Origin of the sequence: Maribacter antarcticus DSM 21422 (assembly GCF_000621125.1) — a bacterium.
Lineage (GTDB): Bacteria > Bacteroidota > Bacteroidia > Flavobacteriales > Flavobacteriaceae > Maribacter > Maribacter antarcticus.
On the sequence record NZ_JHZC01000009.1, the window covers coordinates 55,074 to 76,466 of the forward strand.

General features: G+C 38.7%; 15 protein-coding genes. 7 read left to right on the plus strand and 8 right to left on the minus strand.

Annotated elements, in window-relative coordinates; genetic code table 11:
- Positions 1–133 precede the first annotated feature (133 nt).
- The 7 genes from Q360_RS0110250 to Q360_RS0110280 form a co-directional block, all read right to left on the minus strand.
- Positions 134–2,431 (minus strand): TonB-dependent receptor, encoded by a 2,298-nt coding sequence (locus tag Q360_RS0110250; protein ID WP_036195638.1) that lies wholly within the window; start codon positions 2,429–2,431, stop codon positions 134–136.
- Between the two features lie 29 nt (positions 2,432–2,460).
- Positions 2,461–4,227 (minus strand): efflux RND transporter periplasmic adaptor subunit, encoded by a 1,767-nt coding sequence (locus Q360_RS0110255; protein WP_027077013.1) that lies wholly within the window; start codon positions 4,225–4,227, stop codon positions 2,461–2,463.
- Positions 4,228–4,239: 12 nt separating this feature from the next.
- Positions 4,240–6,972 (minus strand): heavy metal translocating P-type ATPase, encoded by a 2,733-nt coding sequence (locus Q360_RS0110260; protein WP_027077014.1) that lies wholly within the window; start codon positions 6,970–6,972, stop codon positions 4,240–4,242.
- A gap of 16 nt (positions 6,973–6,988) precedes the next feature.
- Entirely contained in the window at positions 6,989–7,249 is a 261-nt protein-coding gene (locus tag Q360_RS0110265; protein WP_027077015.1) for a heavy metal-binding domain-containing protein, read from the minus strand.
- Between the two features lie 10 nt (positions 7,250–7,259).
- On the minus strand, positions 7,260–8,480 hold the full coding sequence (locus tag Q360_RS0110270; protein WP_027077016.1) for a TolC family protein: 1,221 nt from the start codon (positions 8,478–8,480) through the stop codon (positions 7,260–7,262).
- Positions 8,477–12,229: an efflux RND transporter permease subunit gene (locus Q360_RS0110275; RefSeq protein ID WP_027077017.1), complete on the minus strand. Its 3,753-nt coding sequence runs from the start codon at positions 12,227–12,229 to the stop codon at positions 8,477–8,479. Before Q360_RS0110275 ends, Q360_RS0110270 begins: the two co-directional genes overlap by 4 nt.
- A 117-nt stretch (positions 12,230–12,346) precedes the next feature.
- Positions 12,347–12,769: an HYC_CC_PP family protein gene (locus Q360_RS0110280; protein WP_156950079.1), complete on the minus strand. Its 423-nt coding sequence runs from the start codon at positions 12,767–12,769 to the stop codon at positions 12,347–12,349.
- Between the two features lie 119 nt (positions 12,770–12,888).
- Between Q360_RS0110280 and Q360_RS0110285 the strand changes: the two genes are divergently transcribed.
- The 7 genes from Q360_RS0110285 to rodA all read left to right on the plus strand — a co-directional run bounded on the left by Q360_RS0110285 (position 12,889) and on the right by rodA (position 20,576).
- Positions 12,889–13,338: a GAF domain-containing protein gene (locus Q360_RS0110285; protein ID WP_027077019.1), complete on the plus strand. Its 450-nt coding sequence runs from the start codon at positions 12,889–12,891 to the stop codon at positions 13,336–13,338.
- A 90-nt stretch (positions 13,339–13,428) separates the two neighbouring features.
- Positions 13,429–14,961: a bifunctional phosphoribosylaminoimidazolecarboxamide formyltransferase/IMP cyclohydrolase gene (purH, locus tag Q360_RS0110290; RefSeq protein ID WP_027077020.1), complete on the plus strand. Its 1,533-nt coding sequence runs from the start codon at positions 13,429–13,431 to the stop codon at positions 14,959–14,961.
- Between the two features lie 56 nt (positions 14,962–15,017).
- Positions 15,018–16,046, plus strand: coding sequence for a rod shape-determining protein (locus Q360_RS0110295; RefSeq protein ID WP_027077021.1), 1,029 nt, complete (start codon positions 15,018–15,020; stop codon positions 16,044–16,046).
- A gap of 68 nt (positions 16,047–16,114) precedes the next feature.
- Positions 16,115–16,930 carry a rod shape-determining protein MreC gene (mreC, locus tag Q360_RS0110300; RefSeq protein ID WP_027077022.1) on the plus strand — a complete coding sequence of 272 codons (816 nt, stop codon included), beginning with the start codon at positions 16,115–16,117 and terminating at the stop codon, positions 16,928–16,930.
- Positions 16,923–17,432 carry a hypothetical protein gene (locus Q360_RS0110305; RefSeq protein WP_036195643.1) on the plus strand — a complete coding sequence of 170 codons (510 nt, stop codon included), beginning with the start codon at positions 16,923–16,925 and terminating at the stop codon, positions 17,430–17,432. The genes mreC and Q360_RS0110305 overlap by 8 nt, the downstream gene beginning before the upstream one ends.
- Complete coding sequence (gene mrdA, locus Q360_RS0110310; protein WP_027077024.1) at positions 17,429–19,303, plus strand: penicillin-binding protein 2; 1,875 nt, start codon at positions 17,429–17,431, stop codon at positions 19,301–19,303. Before Q360_RS0110305 ends, mrdA begins: the two co-directional genes overlap by 4 nt.
- Positions 19,293–20,576 carry a rod shape-determining protein RodA gene (gene rodA / locus Q360_RS0110315; protein WP_027077025.1) on the plus strand — a complete coding sequence of 428 codons (1,284 nt, stop codon included), beginning with the start codon at positions 19,293–19,295 and terminating at the stop codon, positions 20,574–20,576. The genes mrdA and rodA overlap by 11 nt, the downstream gene beginning before the upstream one ends.
- Here the strand turns inward: rodA and Q360_RS0110320 are convergent.
- Positions 20,573–21,385, minus strand: a complete 813-nt coding sequence (locus Q360_RS0110320; protein WP_027077026.1) for a DNA/RNA non-specific endonuclease — start codon at positions 21,383–21,385, stop codon at positions 20,573–20,575. The genes rodA and Q360_RS0110320 overlap by 4 nt on opposite strands.
- Positions 21,386–21,393 lie beyond the last annotated feature (8 nt).

A 21,393-nucleotide genomic window follows, 5' to 3' on the forward strand; every position in this document is an offset into this window, starting at 1 on the left:
TATTTTAATTTTTGTTCCCGAGCAGTCAGTAATCCCTTACTTTTTGCTCACTAGCTCTTTAATCTAAAACTTGGTATTTATCCTACTTCAAATTCAGCTATTATAATCCTCCCTTTAAGGGCTAGGGGCATTTTTACTGTACTTTAAACCGAAACCCCAAGTAGAACATTCTACCCATAATAGGCGCATACACAATACTCGTATCAAAATTCTCACCAAACGGGTCGTCCAAGCCTAAAATAGGGTTTGGTTGTCTAAAATTAGATAAATTTTCCCCACCGAGGTACACCTCAAATTTAGTTGAAAAAACCTTGGTCACTTGGGCGTTCATCACACTATAACCATCTGCAAAGTCTCCCAATCTAAACTGTGACGGATTCACATCGGTATTTGGCAAACGCTGTTCCCCTTGGGTATGCACCGTATAGTCGAACTTCCAAAGAGACCCATTCTCCTTGGGCTTTGTTTCATACCCTAAATTTACAAAAAACCGGTTTTGGGCTTGTAAGGGTTTTTGTAGCCTACCACTTCTATAATCAGTGGCTACGTCATAGTATTTATAGGCCATTCGCACCTCTACGTTTTCTAGGATTTCATGGTTTACCTCCACCTGAAAACTATTGGCATAGCTTTCCCCATCCAGATTATAAAAGGATATGGCCCTAGGGTTTTCCCAATCTACCACAATCTGATTTCTAAAATCGGTTCGGTAATAGTCCAACGAAACGTTTCCTTTTCGGTTGAGGAATACAAAACCCTGTAGAAAACTTATGCCATAATTCCATGCATCTTCAGCATCGAGACCATAGATACTTCCGCCCTCATCCATTAATTGAATCTGTCGAGAAGACCCGAATAACTGTTGGTTCTCAGCAAAAATATTCGCGGCGCGCCTACCCCTACCAAAAGAACCTCTTAAGCTCCCCAACTCCCAAGGGGTATAGCGTACGTGCAATCTTGGTGTCACAAATGTACCCAAACGGTTGTGGGTATCTACGCGAAGACCTGCGGTTAGGCTCACTTTCTCCAAGTTTTCGTAGGCATACTCAAAAAATGCGCCACCAGAAACATCCTCCCTGCCGAAGTCCGTAGTGTACACGAGTTCATCGTAGCTGTCATAGGCAAAGGTCAATCCGGTGGTAAACTTATTCCTTGTATCTCCGATGATGGAGTTGAACAGCAGATTGGAATACACGCTGTTATGGTTTATATCATATCGATTAAAACCGAAGTAGGATTCCTGCTGATGATTGCTATAGGAAGCCTGAAACCCTATACTTTGAAATGGCAACTCCGGAAATACATAACCCAATTTTACCGAGGTATCAAAACGTCGCGTGTCTATTTCACTTCCCCAGCCTTCGGCTGCGCTAAGAGCGAGACCCTCGGGAGTATCAGCATTGGGAGCTGAGCGCAACCGAACCCAGTTATCGGCATTAAAATCGACTTCCCCTACTTGTTTTTCATCATTTAAATAGCGGAGATTAATAAAGCTTACCCATCCCGTTTCCGGATTCTGGTATTGCCAACGGTTCATAATATTTATTTGATTGGCCAGAGGCGCATCCAAAAAGCCATCATCGTTACCGTCCTCTTTCTGTCTTCTTTGATTTCCATGGATATATAGCCCTGTACTCCACTTATCCGTAAGTTTATGGTTCAAATGAGTATTCAGCTCCAAACGCCCGTTTTGATTGGCATACCCGTTTACGAACAAGCGTTTATCTGTCATGGGCTTTACGAGTTCTGTATTGATTTGTCCAGAAATACTCTCATAACCGTTCACTACGCTTCCTGCACCTTTAGTAATCTGTATACTCTCTACCCATGTACCTGGAGTAAATGTGAGTCCGTATGCCTGTGAAGCCCCACGCACCATAGGAATATTCTCTTGGGTAATGAGTAGGTAAGGACTTGTAAGTCCCAGCATTTGAATTTGCTTAGTACCTGTTAGTGCATCGGAAAAATTTACATCGATAGCAGGATTGGTCTCAAAACTCTCGGAAAGATTACAACAGGCCGCTTTTAGTAATTCAGCACTATTAATCGTCACCACATTTTGAGCACTAAAAAAAGTTTTTTCTACTGCATCGCGTTGCTGTTGCACCACCACTTCATCTAAGGCATTGGAAGGTTTTAGAACATGCCTTATTTTTCTGGGTTCCCTAATATCAAGTGTGTCCGACTCAAACCCTACATAGCTAATAATCAGCGTATTGTATTTCCCAAAAAACGGAATGCTAAAATTTCCCTTTACATCGGTAACCGTTCCAATTTGGGAATTCATCCAATACACATTGGCTCCTGGCAAGGCTATGGTCTTGTTACCGTTAGGTTCCATCACTACCCCATCCACAGTAGACTGAGAAAAGCTAAGAAAAGGCAATACCATAATCACAAAACAACTAAAAAAAAAATTCCCCTTCAACATCTACTAAGTTTTATAAACTATAATAATATCTATTTACCAATTGTATCTATTACAGAACCGCAAGTTAACATCTCGTCTCCATAATATGGATTTTTTATTTCTCTACTTTCACTAAGCCACAAAGCGCCTTTGTTCTGGTTCGCCATTGGACATTTCTGAACATAAAATGGCGGATTCATAGTACTCATATTCATAGCGACTGGAATAATACTTTCATTCAAAACTACAAAATTAACACGTTGATTTTCTAAATCAGCGTCTTCAAGAATAGCATTAAGTGCTTCATCAATACCACCAAAATGTTCTTTTTGAGTTTCTGTCAAACTAGAAATTTTAATTTTTTCCAAGTCCTTTAATAAAACACCTGTAGCAATTTTTACCTTTTCAATATCAGATTGAACAAAAGCATCCTTCAATTGTGAATAAGAGTTTAATACTAGAAGGAAATTTTTTTGAACAGACTTTGGCAATTCCGTAGTTCCTCCATCCAATTTTTCTTCCCTATTCATCTGCATACTTGTATACTCCTCATGTCCAGTCATTGTTTTACCACCAGATTTGTTCATCATGGACTTCTTACCCTGTAACTGTGCTGCCGCGTCCACGGTGAAGGTGCCATTAGTTACAATTTCATCTCCATTTTCTAAGCCATGAGTTATAGTGAAATTTTCTCCATTTCGGTTTCCAATAGTTACTTCTCGCATTTCAAAAATGGGTTCATTTAGATTGGTTTTTATATATACCAAAGAGCGTTCTCCCGTCCATAGTACAGCAGTTGCAGGAACAGAAATTAATTCACTATTCTTTTCCGTTAATCCTTGAAGTTTTCCGTTTACAAACATCCCTGGCTTAAACAAATCTTCCGTATTTTTAAGTGTTGCTCTTACGGTAACAGTTCGCGTTGCTTTATTCAATATGGGGTCAATAAACGAAACTGTTGCTTCAAACTCTTTATTGGGATATGCGTTGGTTACTATCTTTATTTTTTGACCTATTTTAAATTGAGAGATTTGATTTTCATAGGCATCAAAATCAGCCCAGACCGAACTTAGATTACTTACCTTGAATATTGACATCCCATCCATCACATGGGCCCCCTCATTGAGCATTATCTCTGTTATAACTCCAGAAACGTGAGAATAAATTGGGAAGCGCTGTATCACTTGGCCGCTGCTCTCAATCTTGTCAAGAACATCACCGTGTATCCTCCAATTTTTAAATTTATTGCGTACCGCATCGTATAATTGGGGCTGTAACTCTTTCAACTTAAAGGTGGTTATCAGTTCTTGTTGAGCGGCCACCAAGGCTGGTGAATAGATAGAGGCTACTTTTTGTCCTCGGTTTACTTTTTCGCCTAATGAATTTACATACAATTGCTCGATGCGACCGTCAAAATGTGCAGGCTGTGTTGCAGTTTCGTCCTTGTTTTCTGTAATTTTTCCCGAAAGCGAAATCATACCTTCATTATCTGCTATTTCATTACCAACGATAGTTGTTTGCACATTGGCCAATGCCATGGCGTTCTTGGTCATTTTTATCTCGTTCACGGCCAATCCTTCCGCACCTGACTCCGCTGGAATTAATTCCATGCCACAAATTGGGCAATCGCCTGGTTCTGCTTGTATTATTTGAGGATGCATTGAACACGTCCATAATTGATTCTTAGCCTCTTCAAAATGGTGATGACTGTCCGATAGTTCTTGATTGGACGTGTTAGCGTTATTTCCAAATAATAGATAGCCGCCAACTAGTCCTATAACTACTGCAATACCGATATATAAAATATTTTTTTTCATTATCATCATGTATTAGTTAATTGATTTTGTTTTTAATCCCAGGGCATTCACTATAACAGATACCGAACTAAAACTCATTGCAAGTGCCGCAATCATAGGCGATAATAGTATCCCAAAAAACGGAAATAAAACACCTGCCGCAATAGGGACTCCTAGTGTGTTATATACCAATGCAAAAAATAGATTTTGCTTGATGTTTTTCATTACAGCGTGGCTTAGATTCTTTGCTTTCACAATACCGTGTAAATCTCCTTTTACAAGGGTAATCATAGCACTCTCAATAGCAACATCGGTTCCTGTTCCCATTGCGATACCGACATCGCTTTTAGCTAATGCAGGTGCATCGTTAATACCATCGCCAGCCATTGCGACCACTTTTCCTTGTTCCTGTAATTTTGTTACTTCTTTGAGTTTGTCTTCTGGTAACATTCCCGCTTTAAAGTCAGCTAGGTTGAGTTCACTCGCTACAGCTTGGGCAGTATCGTGATTATCTCCAGTAAGCATTATGACAGCGATGCCTTTATCTTGGAATTCTCTAATGGCTTTAGCACTTGTCTTTTTAATTTTATCCCCAATAACCACATAGCCTGACACTTCGGTATCTACAGCCAAATAAGAAACCGTTTTGCCCTGTTTCTGAAATGATTGTGCCTCGGCTTCCATTTCTTCAGAAATAGTGGCTTTTGCATATTCCATCATTTTGGCATTTCCTAAATCTAGTTTTTTACCATCAACTGTTCCCTCTACACCCTTTCCAGTAACCGCACTAAAGTTTTCGGTTTTTGATAGTTCGATTTTTTGTTCTTTCCCGTATTTCACGGTTGCTGCGGCCAGCGGATGTTCGCTAGAACTGTTTAGGGATGCAACGAAATATAGTATTTCAGTTTCAGAAAAGTTTGAACCAAATACACCTATTTTCTCAACTGTTGGTTTTCCTTCAGTAATAGTTCCCGTCTTATCCACTATCAAGGTAGTTACCTTGTCCATTTTTTCCAGCGCTTCGGCATTTTTAATCAATACACCATTCTGAGCTCCTTTACCAACACCTACCATGACCGACATGGGTGTCGCTAAGCCTAAAGCACAAGGGCAAGCAATAATCAATACAGCGATGGCATTTACTAGTGCAAATACATAAGTCGGTTCTGGGCCCCAAATGGCCCAAACTATAAAGGTGATTAAAGAAATGGCCACCACCACAGGTACAAAATGTCCTGAAACGGTATCTGCCAGTTTTTGAATAGGTGCCCGACTGCGACTTGCATCATTTACCATCTTTATGATTTGAGAAAGTAGCGTATCACTACCAACTTTTACGGCTTTCATCAAGAAAGATTGATTGCCGTTTATGGTGCCGCTACTTACTTTGTCATCTTCAATTTTGTCAACAGGGATAGGTTCTCCAGAAATCATTGATTCATCTACTGTCGTTTTTCCTTCTGTAATTATACCGTCCACAGGGATTTTATCGCCTGGCTTTACTCTTAGAATATCTTCTTTTTCAATTTTATCGATAGAAACCTCTTCTTCATTCCCATCAACCACGCGTACTGCTTTATTAGGTGCAAGCTTTAATAATTCCTTAACTGCGGAATTGGTTTTACTGTGCGCTCTTGCCTCTAAAACTTGACCCATTAAGACAAGGGTAAGTATTACGGTTGCTGACTCAAAATAAACGTGAACTGCTCCTGATGCTGTCTTAAATTGTTCAGGGAAAAAGTCTGGAAATATCATTCCAAAAACACTAAACAGCCACGCAACACCTGCACCGATTCCGATGAGGGTAAACATATTGAGATTCCACGTTTTTATACTTTTATAGGCACGCTCAAAGAACATCCAAGTGGCATAAAACACAACAGGAATTGATAGTGCAAACTGAATCCAATTCCACCACTTTTGCTCCATCACATCATATAATGCATTATTAGGAACCATCTCGCTCATCGCAATCAAGAAAATGGGAAGTGCGAAACCAACCGCTATCCAAAATTTCTTCAATAATTTTTTATAGGTCTTCTCTTCAGCAGAAAGGTCTGGTTGCAAAGGCACTAAATCCATTCTGCAAATAGGGCAAGCTCCTGATTCGTCTTTCACGATTTCGGGATGCATTGGGCAGGTCCATTGTTCAGAAGTTACTACCGATAAATTTTGTTCTTCTACCAAATCCATTCCACATACGGGACAGTCCTCAGGTTTGTCATAAGTCTTATCTCCTTCGCAATGCATTGGACAATAAAACGTTCCAGTTCCTTTTCCTTTGGGGTTTCCCTTTTTGGTTTCTATCGTTTTATGATATTCTCCACGTTCATCAATATTGTATGTGCCACCATCCTCTTTCATCGCTTTCTGAAACGTTTCAATAGAAATGTGAGATTCCATCTCGATAGTTGCTTCTGCTTTTTCTAAATCTACCGACGCATTGGTTACACCTTCCACTTTTGAAAGTGTTTGCTCCACGTGATGGCGACAACCATTGCAGGTCATTCCGTGTATGCTATAGGTGTGTTTCATTATTCCGATTTCCTTTTCTTTTTGCATATGGATACTGTAACGTGTACCATCCTTTACAAGTGCATCTTGAAAGGTCTGGATAGAAATATGCGATTCCATTTCGATAGTAGCTTTTTCCTTTTTTAAATCGACTGCTACTTTTGAAACACCTTCCACTTTAGAAAGTGTTTGCTCAACGTGACTGCGACAACCATTGCAGGTCATTCCGTGTATGTGATAGGTGTGTTTCATTTGATGTTTTTAAAGTCTATTCGTGTTTGTGTCCATTTGCTTTATGGTCTTCATTTTTTACGAGTGCCATTCCACAAGTGTCGCATTTTCCTTCTTTATCACTGCCACTATCTTTACAATGCATTGGACATACATAAGTAGATGTGTATTCGGTTCCTTGTTCTTCAGTTATTTCCGTTGGTTGCGTTTTTATTTCTGCTTTGTTGTCTTTACACGACACCATTGTTACTAATGCTAGTACTACCATTCCTGTGAAAATTAATTTGAGACTTTTCATTGTTATGTGTTTATTGAGTTATTAAATAATTGACTACTGCACTCTGCAAATAGTATGTTGTTACAGCACTTATTTGATTGATTTGAAACTTTAGTTGTAGCTCCTGGATATCAAGAATATCAATAAAATCAATAGTACCAGTTTCGTAATTTTTGATAAGAATTTCTTCGGCATCATTTGCTTGTTTCAAATTCTTTTCTTGTGTATTGTATTTAATTCTAGCCTGATTGCGTTGTGATATCGCTTTAGCGAAAGCGGATTCCAAAACATTCAACTGCTGCTTTTTTTGCATCTCAATTTCTCTTTGACGCAATTCGTTTTGCTTTGTAATAGATGTATAGCGGTTGTTGAAGAGCGGAACGGTAACAGAAACCATAGGCATTAAGATATCCTTACCGTTATCACTAAAATTCATATTAGCCCGTTCAGAAACTGGTAGATAATCTACACCAAAACCTATCATTGGCAAGCCTTCACGTTGGTTCAACAATTCGGATTTTGAAACAGATTCGTAAAGTTTGTCGTATTTGAGCAGTTCTGGGTTGAGCGCTAATGCATCATAGCCAAAGACGATATCTTCATCAGGCAATGGCAAAATAGTAACCGTTTCTACCAATATATCATATTCTCTATTCAACAATTTATTAAAAGCCGTCTGAATCCCAAATACCTGTTGCTCCAAAACTTCTTTTTCTTGAACTAATTCATTCTGCCGTATGTGTAATCGCAATACATCTACCGCTGATGCTTTACCAACGGCTATTGATGTTAGTGCTAGTTTTTCGTAAGTTTTCAATAATTGAATATTCTCGCCAAGTACCTTTTGTTGCGCTCTAACTCCATAAAGTTTGTAATAAATTTCGGCTACCGAGAGTGCCAATTTTCTTTTGGCAATGGTTATTTCTACATATTCAGCTTCAGCCATTGAAGTTGCATAATTTTCTCTAGCTGTAATAGTACCAAACCAAGGTAGCATCTGCCTAAAGCCAAACCGCGCACGCTGCGCTCCTGTTCTTGTTTCAGGTTCGCTTACAAAATAGCCTGCGTTAAATTCTGTATTCGGAATCCAGTCTACTTCATTTACTTTTTCTTCAGCGATGTTGTACCGTAAATTAAAAGCCTGGATTTCTGGATTATTGCCGTTTGCTTCCTCGATATATGTCTGTAATTGTTGTGCTTTCGCAACAGCAGAAACAAACAAAAGACACATTATAATTTTTATATTTTTCATCTGTTTGCTCCTTTAAGTTGATATTCTTTCTTCCAGCTATATAGCACAGGTAATAAGAAATAAGAAGTTATGTCGATAATCATCCCACCAAAAATGGGGATTGCCATAGGTATCATTATATCGCTTCCTTTTCCTGTAGATGTGAGTATGGGTAACAGCGCCAGAATGGTTGTTACGGTTGTCATTAGACAAGGACGTATTCTCTTACCGGCAGCTTCCAAGGTTACCAATCGAATTCCTCTGTTGTCCTTTGGTTTTTCCCTGTCAAACGTCTGTTTGAGATAGGTTGCCATTACCACGCCGTCATCTGTAGCAATGCCAAAGAGCGCAATAAATCCAACCCAAACCGCCACGCTTAAATTGATGGTTTTCATATTGAATAGGTCTCGCATATTTTCCCCAAATAGATTAAAATTAAAGAACCAATCTTGGCCATACAACCAAATCATAATGAAACCACCTGCAAAAGCTATTGTAATCCCTGAAAATACCATAAGCGACGTGCTGACTGATTTAAACTGGAAATAAAGAATCAAGAAAATGATTACAAGTGCCAGCGGAACGACAACAGAAAGTGTTTTCTCCGCTTGTAATTGATTTTCGTAGGTACCTGTAAATTGGTAACTGATTCCTTTAGGAACGATTAAATCCCCACTAGCTATTCTTTGTTTAATCAAGTCCTGGGCACTTTCTACGACATCCACCTCGGCAAAACCGTCTAGCTTATCAAAAAGGACATAACCCACAAGGAAGGTGTCTTCACTTTTAATCACTTGCGGACCTTGTTCATAGCGAATATCTACCAACTCGCCTAAAGGAACAGGACTACCTTTTTCCACAGGCACATAAATCTTTTTAAGGTCGTCTGGATTACTACGCAGCTCTCTAGGATACCGAACACGAACACCATAACGCTCACGACCTTCTACGGTTTGCGTCAATGGCATACCGCCTACAGCTACCTGAAGTACTTCCTGAACGTCCATAATCGAAATTCCGTATCGTGCTAGTTGCTCTCGTTTTATATCAATTAACAAATAGGGTTTACCTACAATACGGTCTGCAAAAACAGCTTGTTCTTTAACGCCCTCAGATTGTTTTAACAATTCTTCTAATTGCAAACCAAAAGCTTCAATGGTTTTTAAATCGCGCCCTTTCACTTTAATTCCCATAGGTGCTCGCATACCTGTTTGTAGCATTACAAGACGTGTCTCAATAGGTTGTAGCTTGGGCGCAGACGTTACTCCTGGGAATTTTGTCACTTTCACAATCTCATTCCAAATATCATCAGGACTATTTATTTTTGGTCGCCAGTTTCGGTAATATTCGCCATCATCATCAGGAATTAAGTCCTCACGAGTTGCATTTGTTTTTAGTTGAGATGCTTCATATTTTACATCATCATCGATTTCATTATTTGGGTTGATGATGAATTTATCATTTTTTAGCACAAACAATCCATGATCATTTATTTGATACCGTTGTCGCTCGCCTGCTTCATTCCGCATATGTTCAGATTTATACTGAATCATATTTTCATACATCGATAACGGTGCAGGGTCGAGCGCAGATTCTGTTCGTCCAGCTTTCCCAACTACAGTTTCTATTTCAGGAATAGTGGCAACCGCCATATCGAGTTGTTGCAGTACCCGCTTATTTTCTTCTACTCCTGCGTGTGGTAGAGAGGTGGGCATTAAAAGAAATGAACCTTCGTTAAGCGATGGCATAAATTCTTTACCAGTATTTCGCATTATAACCACTCCTAAGATCAACACCGTGGTTGGAATAATTAAAAATAGCAATCGGTTTTGAAGTGCCCAACGTAATATGTTGTCATAATACCTTTGGAAAATTGAAAACACACCGAGTAACCCAAAGCAGATAATCGCTACAAAAATTAGGTTCATTATGATGCTGCGGTCAAAACCAAGCGGTCGCCAATATTCAGCCAGTAAGACTACAATTGCAATGCAGGAAATGATGATATGAATTAGATTGGCTCTTTTTGTTGTAACAATATCCCTTATACTTAGTAGTGCAACCGCTCCATACCCTATTAAAACAAGCCCCAACCAATAGCCATAAATGACAGCACTGAAACCCAAAATAATGAGCAAACCGTTGAGAATGTATTTAAAACGTTCTCTAATATTCGTTTTCCTAAACAAGAAAGCTGCAAATGGCGGTATCAAGAAAAGTGCAATCACTAAGGCGGCAGAAAGCGCCATTGTTTTAGTAAATGCCAGCGGTCTGAATAATTTCCCTTCAGCACCTATCAATGTAAAAACCGGTATGAAACTAATGATGGTAGTCAAAACTGCTGTTAATATTGCTCCTGAAACTTCCGCAGTAGCATTGTAAACAATCTCATTAGTCGTGTATTCGATTCCGCTTTCTTTAAATCGTAATTTTTCATCCTCCAAATGCCGAATCATATTTTCGGCAAGTATGACACCAACATCTACTATAGTCCCAATGGCAATAGCAATACCAGAAAGTGCAACAATATTTGCATCTACATTGAATAGCTTCATCGCAATAAAAACCATCAACACGGCAACAGGTAATAATCCTGAAATTAGGATGGATGCGCGTAGGTTAAACATCATCACGATGATAACCAGAATTGTAATTAGAATTTCAAGAGTTAGGGCTTCATTGAGCGTGTGAAGTGTTTCTTGAATGAGTTCTGTACGATCATAAAACGGCACAATGGTTACTTGTGACGTACGCCCATCTGCCAAAACTTTAGTGGGTAATCCTGATGAAAGTTCCGTTATTTGGTCTTTCACATTATTAATCACTTCCATTGGGTTTGCACCGTAACGGGCCACAACGACACCACCCACAACTTCAGCACCTTCTTTATCTAAAATACCACGTCTGGTTTGAGGCCCTAAATTTACTTTTGCGATATCCTTGATTCGTATAGAAGTGAAATTTTCTGAAGAAACTACGGCATTTTCAATGTCAGCCACAGATTTCACATAACCCAAACCACGAACTAAATATTCTACTTGATTTATTTCCAAGGTCTGCGCCCCAATATCTTGGTTGCTTTCCTTTACCGCTTTTACAACATCGCTTAACCCAATAGTGTATTGGCGCATTTTTTCAGGGTCAACATCCACTTGATATTCCTGAACATAACCGCCTATAGAGGCAACTTCTGAAACACCACTTGCCGAGGATAATCCATATTTTACGTAATAGTCTTGAATGCTACGCAGCTCCTGTAAATCCCAGCCGCCAGTTACATTTCCTTCTTCATCACGCCCTTCTAAAGTGTACCAATATATTTGCCCTAAACCTGTGGCATCGGGTCCTAAAGATGGGTTTATACCATCTGGTAATAGGTTAGCTGGTAGTGAATTTAGCTTCTCTAAAATCAGACTACGAGACCAGTAAAAATCGATATCTTCTTCAAAAATGATATAAATACTGGAAAAACCAAACATAGAAGAACTACGAATTGTTTTTACTCCAGGAATACCAAGTAATGAAGTCGTTAAAGGATACGTAATTTGGTCTTCAATATCTTGTGGTGAACGACCTTGCCACTTGGTAAAAACGATTTGCTGGTTTTCCCCAATATCTGGAATGGCATCTACTGCAACAGGATTAGAAGGTAGAAAACCGGTATCCCAACCAAAAGGTGCGTTTACTATGCCCCAAGCTATAAATAGGGTGAGCATTAAAACTGCAACGAGTTTGTTTTCTATAAGATATTTGATAGCTCTATTAAGCATATAGTTTGATAATTAAGCAGTTATGAAAGGAATGAAATTCTGGAATACAGAAAAACAAACGCAACAAATTCAGCCCTCAACGGAAGAACCATAGGGCAAAAGGAGTACTGTTAAAAATCAAATTAAGAAGGACTGATCTAGGATATGGATATCCCGTATCAGCGGAGGTGGGGAGTAGTCTTTAAATGGGATTACGTTTGAATCAAAACCCTCAAACAAATTAATATAGGAGATTGCAAAAGAAGTAATAAATACCTGTTGTTCGAAAGTAAATTGGTCAAAAGCAATTTTAACGTCGTCTAGACCTTCAATAACAATTTCTACATCTGAACAGCAATTCATTTCCATGTCCATTACAGCACATTCGCTAGACGATTTGGACATTTTCGCTTTCATCATGCAAGTATCTGCGGTATCAAAAAGGCTATAATCTACCAAGTGGTCACCGCAGTAATGTATATTCAACGAAAAAGACATCGTTGAGAATAGCACCAATAGCGCCATTAACAAAGACATTATTTTATGTAACACATTATTCACAGTACAAATATACCGTTTTTCAATTTCCAATATATAGAGTTAACGAATAATTAAGGTGATTAGTATTGTTAGTTTCTGCATAAAAATCGACTTTTGACACACATTTTCAAAAAAAACTCATGTTAGACAGCCTACGTTCTCAAATAACTGCCATAACCCATTCGGCAGCCAAAACAGACACTAAACTTCAAGAGATTTGTACTCTACTTAAAGAAAACGTTACTCATTATGATTGGGTTGGGTTTTATTTTAGAAACGGTGATAAAGAGGAACTAAAGCTAGGACCCTACGCCGGTGCTCCAACAAATCACACTCTCATCCCATTTGGGAAAGGTATTTGTGGCCAAGTTGCGGTAAGCAATCAAAATTTTGTAGTGCCTGATGTAATGGCACAGAACAACTATATTGCCTGTAGCATTACCGTAAAGGCTGAAATTGTGGTACCACTCTTCGTAAACGGTGTAAATATTGGCCAAATAGACATTGATTCCAACACGCCAGATCCATTTACCAAATCTGATGAGCGCTTTTTGGAATTTGTAAATGCCCAAGTTGCCCAGATTCTTTAAAACTTTCTCTTATTTGTTGATAACCTAAATCAAAATACCGCCTTAAAAAAATTACTTTTGTGTGTATACTACTAACCACAAGCACATCAAATGAGCACTGTTAAAAAAGCGACTTCTGCCCTAATTTCTGTATTTCACAAAGACGGGTTAGAACCCATCGTTAAAAAATTCCAAGAACTTGGTATTACCATCTATTCTACAGGCGGTACTGAGAAATTCATTACGGATTTGGGCATCCCTGTTATACCGGTTGAGGACGTAACCAGCTACCCATCGATTTTAGGCGGACGGGTAAAAACGTTACACCCAAAAGTTTTTGGTGGTATTTTAAACCGGCAAGACAATGAGAGCGATGCAGCCCAATTGGCCCAATTTGATATTCCACAGTTGGATATTGTCATCGTTGATTTGTACCCCTTTGAAAAAACGGTAGCTAGTGGAGCATCCGAACAAAATATCATAGAAAAAATTGATATCGGCGGAATTTCATTGATTCGTGCAGCGGCCAAAAACTTTAAGGATGTGCTCTGTGTTTCTTCTATGGAGGATTACTCAGATTTTCTAGATGTGATTTCTAACGGAAACGGCAGCAGCACTTTGGAAAATCGAAAACGTTTTGCAGCAAAATCTTTCAACGTTTCCTCGCATTATGACACTGCTATCTTTAACTATTTTAACAAAAGGCATGGAACAGCTGCGCTAAAAATCAGTGAGACCAATGGAAAAGTATTACGTTACGGGGAAAACCCACATCAAAAAGGTTTTTTCTTTGGTGATTTCGATGCGATGTTCTCCAAATTACATGGTAAAGAACTCTCTTACAACAACTTGTTGGATGTAGATGCAGCGGTAAATCTAATGGGTGAGTTTAAGAACGATGCGCCTACATTTGCAATTCTTAAACACAATAACGCCTGTGGTTTAGCGCAACGAGAAACACTTCATCAAGCGTATATAGATGCCTTGGCAGGCGACCCTGTTTCCGCCTTTGGAGGCGTACTCATTAGCAATAAGGAAATAGATAAAGCGACAGCCGAAGAAATACACCAACTGTTTTGCGAAGTAGTCATAGCCCCTAGCTATGCGGCAGATGCATTAGAACTATTAAAAGGCAAGAAAAACAGAATCATCCTGATACAGAATGAAACTGAAATGCCAGAAATGCTGGTGAGAACGTGTTTAAATGGAATGCTGCTCCAAGACAAGGATTATAAAACTGACGGCCTAGAAGACCTTAGTTATGTTACAGAAAATAAGCCAAACCCACAAGAGCTAGAAGACCTTTTGTTTGCATCAAAACTATGTAAACATACGAAGTCCAATACTATTATTTTGGCAAAGAACAAACAACTATGTGCCAGCGGTACAGGACAAACTTCTCGCGTAGATGCTTTGAACCAAGCAATTCACAAGGCACAATCATTTAAATTCGATTTAAAAGGTGCAGTTATGGCCAGTGATGCTTTCTTCCCATTCCCTGATTGTGTCGAAATAGCAGACAAAGCAGGTGTTACCAGTGTGATACAGCCAGGAGGCTCTATTAAAGATCAATTGAGTGTAGATTATTGCAATGAGAACGGAATTTCTATGGTGATGACAGGTACACGTCATTTTAAGCATTAATTTTACTACTTTTACTTATGAAATATACCTATTTATCCATAACCAAATATTAATCTATGGGATTTTTTGATTTCTTGACCGAGGAAATAGCCATTGACCTAGGTACTGCTAACACCCTTATCATTCATAACGACAAAGTGGTAGTCGATAGCCCATCCATTGTAGCTAGGGATAGAATTAGTGGAAAAATCATTGCTGTTGGCAGAGAGGCAAGTCTGATGCAGGGGAAAACCCATGAAAATATAAAGACTATTCGTCCACTAAAAGACGGCGTAATTGCTGATTTTGATGCTTCGGAAAAGATGATTAACATGTTCATCAAGAATATTCCCGCATTAAAGAAAAAATGGTTTCCACCTGCCTTGCGTATGGTTATTTGTATTCCCTCTGGAATTACCGAGGTAGAGATGCGAGCCGTAAAGGAATCCGCAGAACGCGTAAACGGTAAAGAAGTGTATCTGATACACGAACCTATGGCGGCAGCTATAGGTATTGGATTAGATATTATGCAGCCCAAAGGAAATATGATTGTAGATATTGGAGGTGGTACTACTGAAATTGCAGTAATTGCGCTAGGCGGTATAGTTTGCGACAAATCCGTGAAAATTGCAGGTGATGTATTTACAAACGATATTATTTATTACATGCGTACCCAACATAACTTATATGTAGGGGAAACCACGGCAGAGGCCATAAAAATAGAAATAGGTTCTGCTACCGAAGATTTACAGTCACCACCAGATGAAAAATCTGTACAAGGACGAGATTTATTAACAGGAAAACCGAAGCAAGTTCAGATTTCCTATAGGGAAATAGCAAAAGCGTTGGACAAGTCCATTTTACGTGTAGAAGATGCTGTAATGGAAACCTTATCGCAAACACCACCGGAGTTGGCGGCTGACATTTACAATACGGGTATTTATTTAGCAGGAGGAGGCTCAATGTTACGTGGCTTGGATCGTAGGTTATCACAAAAGACAGACCTTCCAGTATATATTGCGGAAGATCCGCTTAGAGCAGTAGTTAGAGGAACCGGGATAGCACTAAAAAATCTGGAACGATATAAGAGCATCCTGATAAAATAATTTTAGTTGAGCCTACATATCTATTTTTGCTATGTAGGAAAACAAGTATTTTGAAAATTTAGAGGTGAATGCAGCAGATTATAAATTTTCTGATTCGATATAAAACGTTTTTACTTTATATCTTTCTTCTGCTCATTGCCTTTGTATTTACGTTTCAATCTCATTCGTACCAACAGTCCAAGCTCTTAAATTCTGCCAATTATGTTTCGGGCAGTTTTTATGAATTATCCACAAACACTACTTCTTACTTTAAGCTGAGAGAAGAAAATAAAAGTTTGCTAAAGGAAAACGAAACACTGAGGCATCAACTCTACAATAAAGAAACAACCGTTATATCAAAAATAGATACCTCACTAAGCTATACCGTAGTCACTGGTCAAGTAGTTAAAAATAGTTTTTCCAATCAACGTAACTATATCACCATTAATAAAGGAAAGACAGATAATATAGCTCAGGACATGGGTGTAATTACAGATAAAGGTATTTTGGGCATTGTGGAGAACACCTCTAACGCTTTTGCATCGGTACAGAGCATACTTAATGACAAGTCAAGAATCAATGCAAAAATAAAGAACTCCAACCATTATGGCTCTTTGGTATGGGATACAAAAAGTTACACTAAGGTTCAACTTATAGATATCCCCAGATTGGCGCCTTTAGGCATTGGCGACACTATTCTCACCGGAGCAAGTAGCAGTATTTTTCCAGAAAATATTCCCATTGGTACCATTTCAAAATTTGATCTTGATAGTTCTAAAAGCTTCTATTTTATTGATGTAGCTCTATTTAACGATATGACGAATATCAAAAACGTGTACATCATCCAAAGTTTGAACCGCAAAGAAATCATAGAACTAGAGTTAGAAACACAAGCGGATGATTAGTAATTCCTTCCTCATAAACTTATTGCGATTTACACTTCTTGTTTTGGTGCAGGTACTCATATTCAATCGCCTTAATTTATTCGGATATATCAACCCGTTTATCTATGTGCTTTTTATTTACTGGTATCCTGTAAAGAAGAATAGAACAACCTTTCTAATTGTTAGTTTTCTATTGGGGTTCTTTATCGATGTTTTCTCAGACACCTTGGCTATAAATGCAGCAGCCACAGCAACCATAGCCTATTTTAGACCTGTTATCATGCGTTTTGTGTTTGGTGTTAACTATGAATTTCAAAGTTTTAAGTTAAACAGCATTACAAAGGCACAACAATTTACTTTTTTAGCGTTATTAATTGTAATACATCATGTCACCTATTTTACACTAGAAATTTTCAGCTTCGCAAACAGCTTGTTAATTTTGCAAAAAACACTAATGACGGGTCTGGCCTCCTTAGTTTTATGCCTTCTGTTCATTTCTTTGTTTAGCACTAAAAAAGAATGAGAAAAATTCTTCTTTCCTCCTTGATTGTTTTAATCGGAATTACGTTTCTGACCAGACTATCCTACCTTCAAATTTTTAGTTTTTCTCCAGATCAGGTATTGGAAGACCCAGCTATAAAACGAATTTACGATTATCCAGAACGCGGTTATATTTATGACAGAAATGGAGAATTATTAGTAGGAAACGATCCGGCCTACGATGTCATGGTAATTCCGCGAGAAGTAAAACCCTTGGATACTTTGGAGTTTTGCGCATTGCTTGACATCGATAAGGAAAAATTCATTAAAAAATTACAAAGGGCTCGCGTGTATTCCCCTAGATTACCGTCTGTTCTGGTTCCGCAGTTATCCAAACAAGACTATGCCAAGCTTCAAGAGAAAATGCGTAAATACACAGGGTTTTATATCCAAAAACGGTCTCTACGCTATTATGATACGCCTAGTGCAGCAAATGTTCTAGGATACATCAGTGAGGTAAACGAGGGAGATTTGGCCAAGAACAAATACTATGTGCAAGGCGAACTGAAAGGTAGAACGGGTGTTGAACGGTATTATGAAGATTTATTACGAGGCAGAAAGGGAGTTCAGTACATACAGAAAGACAGATTCAATAGAGATATTGGCCCCTATAAAGAAGGTGCTCTAGATACCTTACCAGAACAAGGAAAGCAAATAAGTGTTACCCTAGACAAAACTTTACAAGAATATGGGGAACTTTTGATGAACGGTAAATGGGGTGGCATTGTTGCTATAGAACCCGCTACCGGAGAAATACTTTCCATGATTTCCGGACCTACCTACGATCCTTCACTACTTGTAGGTCGCAAGCGATCAAAAAATTATACAAAATTATATAACGATACTATTGCAAACCCAACTTGGGATCGCTCTATACATGCACAACAACCTCCAGGGTCACCTTTTAAAACCTTAAACGCCCTAATTGCACTCCAGGAAGGAGTTATGGATGTATCAACAACCGTAAGATGCTACAACGGCTTTTATGTAGGCAGAAAGAAAAGAGGCTGCCATTGCGGTGGTGGCTCACGAACTATGGTAGATGGAATTTACAAATCATGCAACGCCTATTTCGCTGAAACATTTCGTAAAATATATGAAAAGTATGAGACTACGGACGAAGGTATGGATGTGTGGGAAAAACATATGAAAAGCTTTGGGCTAGGTAATTACCTAGGGTACGATTTGCCTTTTGGACAAAAAGGAAGGATTCCAAATAAGGAGTACTACGACAAATGGTACGGCGATAATCGATGGAGCTCCTCCTATATTATTTCCAATGCCATAGGACAAGGAGAGATACTCGCCACCCCTGTACAGCTGGCCAATATGACGGCAGCCATAGCGAACAAAGGTTATTACTATACCCCACACATCCTAAAAAAGATTGAGGGAAAACCAATTAATAATCCTAAGTTCACTGAAGTAAAAAAAACAACTATAAACAAAGAGCACTTTGAGCCTATAATCGAAGGAATGACAAAAGTATTTACAAGTCCTGGTGGTACTGCGAGATGGCTTCAAATTCCGGGAATAACTACCGCCGGTAAAACTGGTACTGCGGAAAATTTCACAAAAATCGATGGCGTACGTACCCAGCTAACAGATCACTCTGTTTTTATCGCATTTGCGCCCGTGGAGAACCCAAAAATAGCCATTGCCGTGTATATAGAAAATGGATATTATGGATCACGCTATGCTGGACATATTGCTTCTTTAATGATCGAAAAATATCTCAATGGAGATGTCACTAGAAAAAATCTAGAAAAAAAGATGTTAGATAAAACGTTGGAACGTGAATACGCGAAACCATACAGTGGCGAGGAGTTCAAGATAAACGAGTATGTCTGGTAGAAGTATACTAAAACGTATAGATTGGATAAGCGTTGTTATCTATTTGGCCTTAGTGACCATTGGTTGGAGTAACATTTATTCCAGTACTTTTACGGAAAGCCAAACATCCTTATTCAACTTTGGCACCTTGCACGGTAAACAATTCTTTTTTATCTGTGTGAGCATCGTTGCCATTGTTATTGTAATGGCATTGGAGGTTAATTTTTACGAGCGTTTTTCAAGTATCTTTTATTTAATTTCCATGCTGTCCCTTCTGGGTCTTTTTGTATTTGGAAAAACCATTGCCGGCGCAACATCGTGGTATAGTTTGGGATTTATGAATTTTCAACCCTCAGAGCTTGCAAAAATAGCTACGGCATTGGCTCTCGCTAAATACCTGAGCGACATCCAAACAGACATAAAACGTAGAAAAGACCAGCTATATGCTTTGTTGATCATCATTATACCTACGCTTTTAATTATTCCACAGCCCGATCCGGGTAGTGCTTTGGTATTCTTTGCACTCATTTTTGTTATATTCAGAGAAGGGCTTCCCTTATTCTACCTAGGTATAGGATTTACGTTGATTATGGTTTTTGTTACCACCCTTATGTTCGGAACCATTTGGATAACCATAGCACTTGCCCTACTCATTATTCTTATGTACGCCTTAAAAAGAAAAAGCTTTAAGATACCGATGATTCCAGTTTCCTTAATCTCATTGGCTATTATCCTATTCTCGCTTTCAGTAAACTTTGTTTTCAACAATGTATTTGAACAAAGACATAGAGACCGTTTTGGTCTATGGCTACGTTTAGAAAAAGATCCTGACAAATTAGAAGAGATACGTAAAACGATAGGCTACAACACCTATCAATCCGAAAAAGCAATCGAGTCTGGTGGTTTTTTTGGCAAGGGATTTCTAGAAGGCACACGCACAAAAGGGGACTTTGTGCCAGAACAACATACCGACTATATTTTTAGCACAGTTGGGGAAGAATGGGGGTTTATCGGCACCGCTACAGTAGTATTGTTATTTTCTTTTTTATTATTAAGACTTATTTCTTTGGCCGAACGTCAAAAAAATGCTTTTGCCAGAATGTACGGTTATGGTGTTATATCTGTTTTATTCATACATTACTTCATAAACATAGGTATGGTAATTGGCGTATTGCCTACCATAGGTATTCCCCTACCTTTTTTTAGCTACGGCGGGTCTGGATTGTTATTCTTCACCATATTACTGTTCGTATTCTTAAAAATGGACACCAATAGGCTAAAAGAAAATTTCTAGAACTTCCAATTATTTAATACAACGTTGCGTTCTATACTTGCTTGTGCTCCCTTGTTTATTTCGTAAAAAAAATCAATTCCAGTAAGTTCCTCAATTCGGTCTAAGGGAACTACAAATTTTTGTAAAGGTTTGTTTTGCTCTTCCCCTTTCATCAAAAAAGCCAATACGTCTAAGTCGCCCTTGTTTTCCTTGGCAATCACCTTATAAAAATAATCAGGTACAGCGACGTCCTCATCCCCTATTTCATCCAATCCTGTAACTAATATACCCCCTGTAATAATATACAGCGTCTTGTAACGCTTAGCCCATTTACGGGTCTGCATCTCTAATCTATTCCATACACCAGCATTAAACTCATGATTTTGTGGACTTATATTACTCGTATAAAATGTTTCGTCATAGGCTTGCTTCGAAAACCTACGGTCACCTGCTGGCACGAGATGCCCACGATCATAACCAGACCCTTTATAGTTACGCCAATCAGCAGATTTTGTGCTCACATAAGGGTCCTCTATAAAATAAGGCCGTTCTCTATCGTCATAAGTTAAGTGTTCTTTTTGTAGCGCGTAGGCGACCCATTCTGCCTGCTCATACCGTTCGTTGTAAGAGAGAGAGAAATGGGAATGCTGAACTATTTCACCCGTAGTAGTAGAAGGAAGATAATCAGATGGAAAGGCATTATCCGCAATAGGACGTTCACTTTCAGAGTAGGTGTCTGGTGTGTAAAAATTCTCGAAAAGCCAAAAGCCTAGCATACACAGGCCTATTAAAACGGTATAAATGGTTCTATTTTTTGAGTACGTACGCATTGTTCAAA